The 10,509-nt window shown below is 38.2% G+C and carries 10 protein-coding genes and 1 tRNA gene; 4 read left to right on the plus strand and 7 right to left on the minus strand.

Annotated features, from left to right (window positions below):
* Position 1: 1 nt before the first annotated feature.
* A complete protein-coding gene (locus ACUNWD_RS07450; RefSeq protein ID WP_445587164.1) occupies positions 2-436 on the plus strand; it encodes an Hsp20/alpha crystallin family protein in 435 nt (144 codons plus the stop codon).
* Between the two features lie 58 nt (positions 437-494).
* On the opposite strand, the gene ACUNWD_RS07455 is transcribed toward ACUNWD_RS07450, so the two are convergent.
* The 7 genes from ACUNWD_RS07455 to ACUNWD_RS07485 form a co-directional block, all read right to left on the minus strand.
* Positions 495-1,160, minus strand: coding sequence for a hypothetical protein (locus ACUNWD_RS07455; protein WP_445587165.1), 666 nt, complete (start codon positions 1,158-1,160; stop codon positions 495-497).
* Between the two features lie 69 nt (positions 1,161-1,229).
* Complete coding sequence (locus ACUNWD_RS07460; RefSeq protein WP_445587166.1) at positions 1,230-2,201, minus strand: zinc transporter ZntB; 972 nt, start codon at positions 2,199-2,201, stop codon at positions 1,230-1,232.
* A 66-nt stretch (positions 2,202-2,267) separates the two neighbouring features.
* Complete coding sequence (locus tag ACUNWD_RS07465; RefSeq protein ID WP_445587167.1) at positions 2,268-3,293, minus strand: glycosyltransferase family 2 protein; 1,026 nt, start codon at positions 3,291-3,293, stop codon at positions 2,268-2,270.
* A 14-nt stretch (positions 3,294-3,307) separates the two neighbouring features.
* A complete protein-coding gene (locus ACUNWD_RS07470) occupies positions 3,308-3,778 on the minus strand; it encodes a hypothetical protein (RefSeq protein WP_445587168.1) in 471 nt (156 codons plus the stop codon).
* Between the two features lie 61 nt (positions 3,779-3,839).
* The gene (locus ACUNWD_RS07475) at positions 3,840-4,631 is read right to left on the minus strand and encodes an inositol monophosphatase family protein (RefSeq protein ID WP_445587169.1); all 792 of its coding nucleotides are present in this window, start codon (positions 4,629-4,631) and stop codon (positions 3,840-3,842) included.
* Between the two features lie 25 nt (positions 4,632-4,656).
* The gene (gene mtaB, locus ACUNWD_RS07480) at positions 4,657-5,958 is read right to left on the minus strand and encodes a tRNA (N(6)-L-threonylcarbamoyladenosine(37)-C(2))-methylthiotransferase MtaB (RefSeq protein ID WP_445587170.1); all 1,302 of its coding nucleotides are present in this window, start codon (positions 5,956-5,958) and stop codon (positions 4,657-4,659) included.
* 76 nt (positions 5,959-6,034) lie between these two features.
* On the minus strand, positions 6,035-7,366 hold the full coding sequence (locus ACUNWD_RS07485) for a PhoH family protein (RefSeq protein WP_445587171.1): 1,332 nt from the start codon (positions 7,364-7,366) through the stop codon (positions 6,035-6,037).
* Between the two features lie 120 nt (positions 7,367-7,486).
* Here ACUNWD_RS07485 and ACUNWD_RS07490 point away from each other — a divergent pair, with 120 nt between their 5' ends.
* The 3 genes from ACUNWD_RS07490 (at position 7,487) to ACUNWD_RS07500 (ending at position 10,215) form a co-directional block, all read left to right on the plus strand.
* A complete protein-coding gene (locus ACUNWD_RS07490) occupies positions 7,487-8,788 on the plus strand; it encodes a bifunctional folylpolyglutamate synthase/dihydrofolate synthase (RefSeq protein WP_445587172.1) in 1,302 nt (433 codons plus the stop codon).
* Positions 8,789-8,876: 88 nt separating this feature from the next.
* Positions 8,877-8,951, plus strand: a tRNA-Val gene (locus ACUNWD_RS07495).
* A gap of 541 nt (positions 8,952-9,492) precedes the next feature.
* Positions 9,493-10,215, plus strand: coding sequence for a hypothetical protein (locus tag ACUNWD_RS07500; RefSeq protein WP_445587173.1), 723 nt, complete (start codon positions 9,493-9,495; stop codon positions 10,213-10,215).
* The last annotated feature ends 294 nt before the right edge of the window (positions 10,216-10,509 follow it).

Here is a 10,509-nt window from a genome sequence, read left to right on the forward strand (position 1 = left end):
CATGTTACCATTAATTAGAAACAAACAGAACATTCCGAATCTATTTGAAGATTTTTTCGGAAGAAATTTGTGGAGTGATCTTTTTGAGGAATCAGGCTGGAGCAATACTCCGAGCGTAAATGTTTACGAGGGAAATGACCAATTTGAAATAGAGGTAGCTGCCCCTGGTTTAGAAAAAAAAGACTTCCATATTGATTTAAAAGACAATGTACTTACCATCTCTTCAGAAACAAAAACTGAAAACGAAGAAAAAGATGGTAATAAAGTGGTTTTCCGCGAATTCAACTACTCTGCTTTCAGGCGCTCTTTCCGCTTACCAGACGGAATTGATGGGAACAAAATCAAAGCGTCACACAAAAACGGTATTCTGAAAGTTGAGCTTCCAAAAAGAGATGAATTTAAAGCAAAAGAACCACGTCAAATTTCTATTTCTTAATTGGTTTAGTTTAGTTAGGTTGTTGAGAAGCCCTGCCTGCGAGGTGGGGCTCTTCATTTTATGGTTTAAGTATAATTGAAAAATCAGAGTCATTCTTCACCACTCGTAAATCTTTTAATTCTCCTTTACAGCGAATACCAATAACTCCATAAACTGCTTTGTTCGGAATTAACACCTGATTCGCCAACTGAAATTTCATCAATTCGTCCTTGAGGCTAAAGTTTGCATCTTTCCTTCTTTTTTCTTCCTGATTTGCAATATCTTCCGTAAAATAATGAGGATCGTTTTCGAAAGATCTGGTGTTGAATTCATCTGTATCACCATTCCGGTGAAAAATTGCATCTTCAACCAATAACGCCGGAAGTACTACTATCATCAACGGAGAGATTCTTTGCCTGACCTTTTTCGCCAACCACTGATTGTGAATAATTTCGGCTCGTTCGTCTCCATTATAAAAGCTTAACTGTGTACCATGAATGGGCTTCTCTCCATTATTGATCAACTTAATTCCAATGACATGAATATTCTTTCGCTTGGCCCACCTTGCAGCACGTTTATTGTTTGTTTCTTTTAAAACATTATCAAAATAGCTAAAGCTAAACTGCTTATCAAACTGATTTTGAGGATACGACCAATCTCGAATTCCTGTTATGGTTTTATATCGTGCTGCGCATGAAGACAGCAAAATAATACTAATGAAAAACAAAAAAGCTGATCGAAACATGTGTATTCTTTTAGGGTGATTGATGAACAAAAATAATAGTTTGCCAACTAAAACTCCCATAAAATCAAATTATAACCATTTCTTTTTCCAGAATAGTAACAGTAGGAAACCAGTAAGAACAGCCAAAATTATAACAAACCATGCAAAAGCCATTGGATCTTCAGCTTTCGGTATTCCCGACAAATTCACACCTAAGAGACCGGCAAAGAAGCCCAGTGGTAAAAAAATAGCAGCGGCAATCGACAAAATATACATACGCTTATTCATCTGCTCGTTCTGCCGATGATACAGAGTTTCCTGACTAACAGTTGCCATATCACGAGCAGCATCCAGCATTTCCAAATAACGAATTAGCTGGTCTGTGATTTCACGAAAGCGATGTTGTTGCTTAATAGTTATCCAGGCAGTTTTTTCCAATTGAAGTTTTAAAAAGGCATCTCGTTGTGGAATCAAAAAGCGTTTCAACTGAATGATTTGCCTTCTCAAATTATGCAATTCACTTTCAAAATCACTCCCGTCGTTATCAAGGGCCAACTCTTCCATTTCTGCCGATCGATCTTCAATGTCTTCCATTAAGTCATTCATTCGCAAAATCAATCTTTCACACAACAGCACCAGAAAATGAGCCGGAGTTTTTGGAGGTTTTCCGTCTTCAATTGACTGAACCATGTCATTTACAGATAATAAATTTCTTTTTTGGCAACTAATAATCCGATTACTGCTAATCAATAATCGAACTGCAACCATATCCTCAGGATCTTCTCCTTCACTCAAATTAACACCCCTCAAAATAATCAGCATTTCATCGTTTAAAATAGAAACGCGCGGCCTGGTTTCATCTTTCAGCAGTGCTTCAACCAACAATTCATCAGCACCCTCAATACCCCGAATTAATTTTTCCGTCTCCGGTGATTTTAAATCAAATTGAAGCCATTGATATGCTTTATCAGATGCAGCAATTGGCAACTGATCTTCTGAGATTTTTTCAAACTGTTTTGTGGCTGGGGTAATATTGAAACCATTAATTAACGCCTTTGTCATCATCTTAAATTTTATACTTCAAGATACAAAGGATTTGTGATTTTTCAACAACTGGTTTAAAGTTGACTAACTGAGCTCCTGAAACTTTTTCTGTCCTTTAAAGTAAAATTTCCAGATAATGCTTTTGCATAATATCTCGTCATGCCATTGAGGTGTTGCAATCGTTTTCAAATGGTCCCGCTTTTTTCGCAATTTCTTGTGTTCTTTGTAGAATGAAAAATGTGCCCGAAATACGCTTGTAAATCCTTTTAAATTAAACTCACTCAAAAGCTTGAACGCAGCAACTCCATCCAAAATCATTCTGGCAACAATTACCTTATAGAATTTATGTCTTGGCAAATTTTTATACAACAAGTACAGACTGTTTCTGAAGTTGAGAAATAATTTCCGGGGATTATCGTAAGAAAGTGTTCCTCCTCCTAAATGGAAAACCTTACTATAGGGAGTAAACTGAATCTGGTATCCCATATTTTTCAAGCGCCAGCAAATGTCAATTTCTTCCATATGCGCCCAAAAATCTTCATCAAAACCACCTGCCTTATGAAAATAACTGGCTCTTACAGCCATACATGCACCTGTTGCCCAGAAAATATTAGTCACCTGATCGTATTGCCCGGCATCTTTTTCCATCACATTCAAAATACGACCACGACAGAAAGGATAGCCTAATTTATCAATGAATCCTCCAGCAGCCCCGGCATATTCATATTCATCCTTTTGTCGCCAACTCAACACTTTTGGCTGGACGGCTGCCACTGAAGAATCATTATCCATTAATTCAATCATCGGTTCCAGCCAACCTGAGGTTACCTCAACATCCGAATTTAGTAGAATATAGTATTCGGCTTCAATTTGTTTGAGCGCTTCATTATATCCTTTCGCAAATCCGTAATTCTCATCTAATTGAAGAATCTTTATCGTTGGAAAATTTTCTTGAATGAAAGCGATGGAATCATCAGTAGAGTTGTTATCAGCAACAATTAACTCCACTGCTTCTCCCTCACTGCAATCAACAACAGAAGGTAAGTATCTGGAAAGTAAATCCTTCCCATTCCAATTTAAAATAACAACAGCTACTTTAGGAAAATTCATGCCCGCAAAGATAATCAGGAAATTAATAAACGTGACATAATGTTTATCAGGTTTTCTTTTTCAAGTGAGCTTAAAACTTCTGAAAGTTTGGAAAGTTTCTCCTTTTTGCCTGAATCTACAATGGATTTAATTTCTTTCAATTGCTTGCCTGTTAGTTCTTCTTCCAACAATTCCCACAATTTATCAGTGGAAATTTCCTTTTGCGGCAAACCTAAACTTTCCAGTTCCATAATGGCTGCTTCCAAAATTTCATCAGCCTGCATTTTTACAGGATCATCGGATTTTTCATTGCCGGTAGCATCTCGCAAATTCCAGCTGGAATAGTCGTATTTCAAATCCAAAATCATTTTCACAATGGTGTGTTCCGCACCGAAGATTCGATTCAAAAAAAGAACTGTTTGATTTTTCCAGGCTTCTAAATCAAAACTCTTTTCATTCAATTTTTCTCGCTGTTTCTGGAGCAAGGCAATTTCTTTCTCAGCCATGACTACTTTTTTATGCAATTTAATGCATTAGCCAACCAAGCGCAATAAGGAAAGGTAAAATCTAACCAAGAAATTCATTTACTTTTTTGAAGAATGCAGGAAAATAATTGGAGTTACAAGCTACAATCTCTTTTCCGAACAAGAAATTGTCACCTCCCTTGAAATCACATACTTTTCCACCTGCTTCTTGCAAAATGATAATTCCAGCTGCTACATCCCAAGCATGGAGTGCATGCTCAAAAAATCCATCGAAACGACCACAGGCCACATAAACCAAATCAACCGCCGCTGAACCCATCCTGCGCATTCCTCGTGTTTCCATCATGAAAAATTCCAGTAAACGCAGGTAATTGTTCAGCATTTCAAAATTATAATATGGAAATCCAGTCGCAAGCAAGGTATCTTCATGGACGGCAGTTTTTGAAACAGAAATTGGCTGCCCATTCATCCAGGCACCACCATCTTTCCACGCACAAAAAAGCTCATTTTGGCCAACTTCGTAAACAACTCCAACAATTGGCTGATCATCTTCAACTAATCCAATAGAAACTGAATGTGGGAAAATACCGTGAATAAAATTGGTGGTTCCGTCCAATGGGTCGATGACCCACTTATATTTTTCGCCATCAGCTCCGGCGGTACCTTCTTCAGTTATAAAACCAGCTTCTGGAAGAATTTTACGCAGGTCATCAACGATCATTTTTTCAGCCGTCTTATCGACATACGTAACCAGGCTTGCTTTTCCTTTGAGTTCAATATCTTCAGATGTAATTTTTAGACGTTCCTGCCTGATGAAATCGCCAGCTGTTCTAGCTGTATTCTGTATTTGTTGACAAATTTGTTGTAAATCCATATTGAAATTTTTAAGTGAAATTGGCCTAAAGAAACTCAACTTCAAAATTTCCCAGGTTATTTATTTCTGAAAGTTTGACCTGCGCTACATTATTAACCAATTCCGGATTATAGTTGGTTTCGACACGAATATAGTTTTCCGTGAATCCAGTCAGCCGATCTTGATCGCTTTCATTTTCAAAAAGAACAGTGGCAGTTTTTCCAGCATTCCTTTCGTAAAAAGCACGTAACTTTTTCTCTGACAACGATATTAATTGACGAGTTCTTCTTTTACGCTCATCCACAGCAACTAAAGGCTTTATTTCCAAGGCTTTTGTTCCAGGCCTTTCGGAATATGGAAATGCATGAATCTGTGAGATATCCAGTGATTTTATGAAATAATAGCCATCTAAAAAAAAGTCTTCAGTTTCTCCATTCGTTCCAGCAATCATATCAACACCAATAAAAGCATCTGGTGACACAGAACGAATTTTTTCAATCCTTCCCGCAAATACTTCCCGCTCATACTTTCGCTTCATTAGCTTTAAAACATCGTTTGATCCAGCCTGCAATGGAATGTGAAAATGAGGCGCAATTCGCTTTGAACCAGCAACAAAATCGATGACTTCATCAGTAAGTAAATTTGGCTCAACGGATGATATTCGAATACGCTCCAATCCCTCAACTTCATCCAGCTCCTTTAATAGCCCAATAAAACTCTCTTTGGTACTTTTCCCAAAGTCGCCAATATTTACACCAGTCAGAATGATCTCCTTAATCCCAGCGTCAACAGTTTCCTTTGCTTTTTTCACCGTATTGACAATGGTATCATTTCGGCTGCGTCCACGTGCAAAAGGAATGGTACAATAGGTGCAAAAATAATCGCAACCATCCTGCACTTTCAAAAAACTGCGTGTACGATCGCCCCATGAGGCAGCATGGAAAAAGTCTCGATTCTTATTTTGTGATTGAAGCAAAACAAAGGGTTCTTCCCGCTTTTCCAATCCGTCCATAAAGTCAGTCATTCGAAACTTGGCATTGGTTCCGAGAATGTAATCCACCCCCTCTATTTTTCGAATAACCTCTTCCTGCAATTGAGCATAGCATCCAGTTACAACAACTAGTGCATCAGGATTTCGACGAATAGCCTGCCTAATAATATTTCGGCTTTTCTTATCACTTTCGGAGGTGACTGAACAAGAATTAATAACATACACATCAGCCTGGTCTTTAAAATCAACCCGGTCAAATCCAACTGCCTCAAAATGCCGCGCAATGGTCGATGTTTCTGAAAAATTCAGTTTACATCCCAAAGTAAAAAATGCTGCGCTTTTGCCTTTAAAATCCATACCTCTTCAATTGAATCGGCAAAAGTATAAAAAGAAAATCTGGAATCAGAATGACGACAAAGTTTAATTCAATGATCTAGAGCAAATCACTGGCCAGCTCGGCTAAATAACTTCGTTCACCTTTTACCAAATTGACATGAGAAAATAAATCCTGATTGCGCATCTTATCGGTCATATAGGCTAACCCGTTTGACTTCATATCCAAATAAGGCGAATCTATTTGCATGATGTCTCCTGTAAATACCATTTTGGTTCCTTCACCCGCACGAGTAATAATCGTTTTAATTTCATGAGGAGTGAGGTTTTGGGCCTCATCAACAATAAAATAAGAATTGGATAAACTACGTCCTCTAATGTATGCAAGTGGAGTAATGATTAATCGCTCCTCTTTTAATAATTCGTCAATCTTTTGATACTCCTGGCTACGTGGATTAAACGCATGCTTAATAACGGAAAGGTTGTCAAACAAAGGCTGCATGTATGGGCTGATTTTCTCACTTGCATCTCCCGGCAAATAACCCAAGTCCCTATTGCTTAAAGCAACAATTGGCCTGGCCAACAAAATCTGTTCGTATTGTTTGTGCTGCTCCAATGCTGCCGCTAATGCAAGTAATGTTTTACCTGTCCCTGCTTTTCCAGTTAACGAAACCAACTTAACATCGGGATCCAACAAGCCATTCAAACTAAAAGTCTGTTCTGCATTTCGGGGCTTAATCCCGTAGGCAGTTTTCTTTTCAACCCGAACAATCCGTTTGGCAACATTATCGTAGCGAGCCAAAACACTCGATTTATTTCCTTTGAAAATATAATAATCATTTGGCGTTGGTTCTGCTTCAAAACCTGCATCTTCCAATGGAAAAGAACCTTCGTCGTATAGTAACTCGATAAGCTTATCCTTAAAGCTCTCTAACTCGATAATACTTTTCTCAAATACCTGAGGATCCTTAATTTTATCATTTTCATAATCCTCAGACATAATTCCAAGAGACTTAGCTTTCATCCTCAGATTAATATCCTTACTTACCAGAATAGTAGGGCGCTTGATATTTTCTTTGGTATAAAACTCAGCAATTGAAAGAATTCGATGATCCGGAATATCTTCCTTAAAAGATTGCTTAATCGTATCACTAAATGGCTTTCCGGTAGCTATAATGAGCTTGCCCAGCCCCTCACCTAAATTGATCCCTCCATTAAACAGTTTCTCAGCAACAATATCGTCCAGAATACGGACAAACTCCCTTGCCTGAAAATTAATCGGATCATTTCCCCTTTTAAACTTGTCCAACTCTTCTAAAACTGTTATCGGAATAACAATGTCATTATCTTTGAACTGGTAAATACAAGTATGATCGTGAAGAATAACATTCGTGTCTAAAACGAATATTTTTGTGAGTTTCTGTTTAGCCATCTTTGTAGTTTTACTTTTTTAAATGTAGAAAAAATTAGTAGAATTCGCTTTTATTATTTGTTAAAATATCACGTAATTTGGTCATCAAATTTTCCACAATTTATAAACTCCTGATAACGAATGACAAGCTACGAGAAGGTTCTTAAATATTTGTACGAGCAGCTTCCAATGTTCCAACGAACAGGTCCAGTTGCCTATAAAAATACCTTAGGCAACACATTGGCACTTGATGAAATGTTTGCCAACCCACATCATCATTTTAAAAGTATCCATGTCGCCGGAACCAACGGGAAAGGCTCCAGTTCACACATGCTTGCTTCTGTATTTCAGGAAGCTGGATACAAAACAGGATTATACACCTCGCCACATTTAATTGATTTCAGGGAAAGAATCCGGGTCAACGGAGAAATGATAACGGAAGACGGAGTGGTAGATTTCGTGGAAAAGTTTACTAATTTAAATGAATCAGTAAAACTTGAACCTTCATTTTTTGAACTAACGGTAGCTATGGCTTTCGACTATTTCAAAAAGCAAGAAGTTGATATTGCAATTATTGAAGTTGGTCTTGGTGGAAGGTTAGACTCAACCAATATTATTCAACCAGAGGTTTCGCTAATTACCAATATCAGTTTTGACCATACTGCGTTATTGGGGAATAGTATTGAAGAAATTGCCAACGAAAAAGCAGGAATCATTAAAAGTAAAATCCCAACAGTAGTTTCAGAAAGCGATGATCTATACGATTTCGTTTTTCAGAACAAAGCAAAAGAAAAGCAAAGTCCAATTTATTTTGCAGATCAGGAATATCATTCAGAGTACTCGATGTTTCTTCCTGAAGGAAAACAAGTTTTTAATATTAAACGAAATACTGAAATCGCTTTCCCTGGCCTTAAATCAGATTTACTTGGAAATTATCAGTCTAAGAATATATATGGCGCTCTAAAAGTTTTAGAGATATGCCAAACTTTAGGCTGGGAAATAAGCCAAGAAGCCATTTGTGCTGGATTCGAAAATGTATCAAAAAATACCGGATTAAGAGGCCGGTGGGAAATCGTAGGCAACAATCCTTTGATGGTTTGCGATACTGCTCACAATTTTGCAGGTCTTTCATCGGTTTTGGAACAAATAAAAAACACCCCTTATAAGAATCTTCACCTTGTATTGGGAATGGTAAATGATAAAAATATCGACCAGATTTTGGAGCTGCTTCCAAAAAATGCAAATTATTTTTTCACCGAAGCAAAAATTCCAAGAGCACTTCCCGCAGAAGAATTAGCATTAAAAGCAAGTGCATCCGGAATACATGGAAAGGTTATAAAACCTGTACATGAAGCAGTTGCGAGAGCTGTAGAATCAGCACAACCAGAGGATTTGATTTTCATTGGGGGCAGTACTTTTGTGGTCGCTGATTATTTTTCTTAAAAATTTTGATTTTTTCTTTTGGAAGAGAAAAAAAAGGATTTATATTTGCATCGCCTTTCCGAAAGGGAGGCACGTTCAGAAAACATTAGGGCGATTAGCTCAGTTGGTTCAGAGCACTTGGTTTACACCCAAGGGGTCGGGGGTTCGACTCCCTCATCGCCCACAAAAAGGGAAGTTTCAATTGAAACTTCCCTTTTTGTTTTTTAGAGAAACATACAGGTATATCTCGAATCGATTGAGCAATTAGAGGATAAAAATACCAAGCACCCCCAACCCTTCGAACCTCATCAAATAAAGATTGCTCACCCCCTCATGACAAATTTCACTACTTAAAGCTTGTAACTAATAGATAGCGGCTTACTCAATTAACATAAAACAACCAAAAAATCAACCTTCATTAGAAAAAATAGGGGTTTATCATAAATTTAGGGGTGTTCATATATTTCTGCTTAGTTTTTGCCTAATATATAGTTCAGTAGTATTATCTTACACCTTGTTTTTGGCCTTACCGCCCCACAATCGCGTAGTGATGAAAATAAATGATAAAGCAAAATAACAAGGATAAAAAGCTTGATCTGCCCACGTACCACCGAGATGGTATGTAACCGAACAGCCGGTAATAAAAAGGCCGCCATGCCGTGGAAAGCTTACAGGCGGCCCCAAAGTCAATAAATAGATTTATTAACCTTTTAAATGTAGAAAAAATGTCCAACATTGAAGACTACAATGAAAAATTAGTTGCTATCCAGGCTATTCCTGACGAAGAAGTTAAAGCACTCAGTATTCCTGTTGATGTCGCGTTACAGGAAGCCGAAAACCTGCATCACTGGAGTCTGGACGATGCGGAACAGTTACAGGTGGTAGGAATTACCTCTGAAATGATTGCAGATCTGCCTGTACGTGCAGGAGCCTGCCGCGAGGCGCAATCCATCTGGAACAAAGATTACCGTTCGCAGCAGGAGGCCCAAAAAGAATGGGCTGTGCAGGCGCCACTAGCCTATGACCTACGTAACGACCTGTTACAGAGTTTGCGTTTTGCCTATCGGAAATACGAAGTCCTTTTAAGTCGTGTGAGTGCCATTACCGATGGCAGTGGCCACGCCGATATGATTCAAGACCTGAATGACATTGCTGTTTTGGGGCGAGAAAACCCGGATCCACTTACTGCTATCGGTTTCGACCTCAGCCAGCTTGACCTGGCTGCCACCCGAGCAGATGAGCTAGCCGATTTACTAGCCGAAGCCAACGGTGATAAGGCAGACTATAATCAGTCGAAACTCATTCGCGACAAAGCCTATAGCCATCTAAAGGAGCTGGTTGATGATATCAGGGAAGCTGGGAAATATGTATTCCGTAAGGATGAAAACAGATTAAAAGGCTATTCCAGTCAGTATCGCCGCAGGCACCGCAAGGTGGGCGATGAATAAGTGAATCAGTAAGTATTGCTAAAAAGCCAATCCCAAAAGCACCGTTGGAAATCCTTTAAAAAATATGGAAAGGCTACCGATTGTTTTGGAACGATTGGCTTTTTTGATTGAATGATTCAAAATATTGCTGGAAAAACTTGATTTTTTGCTGGAACGACCAGTAGGGAAGGGAATTTGACCTTCCCTGAAATAGACTTTATGAATAATAAATATCAGATTGACCTTTCCTAAAATAGCTTGACAGATTTATACTTAATTTAATAGGATGTAAATGCTTATTTTCTCATTTACTGG

This window comes from Sunxiuqinia sp. A32 (assembly GCF_052690465.1).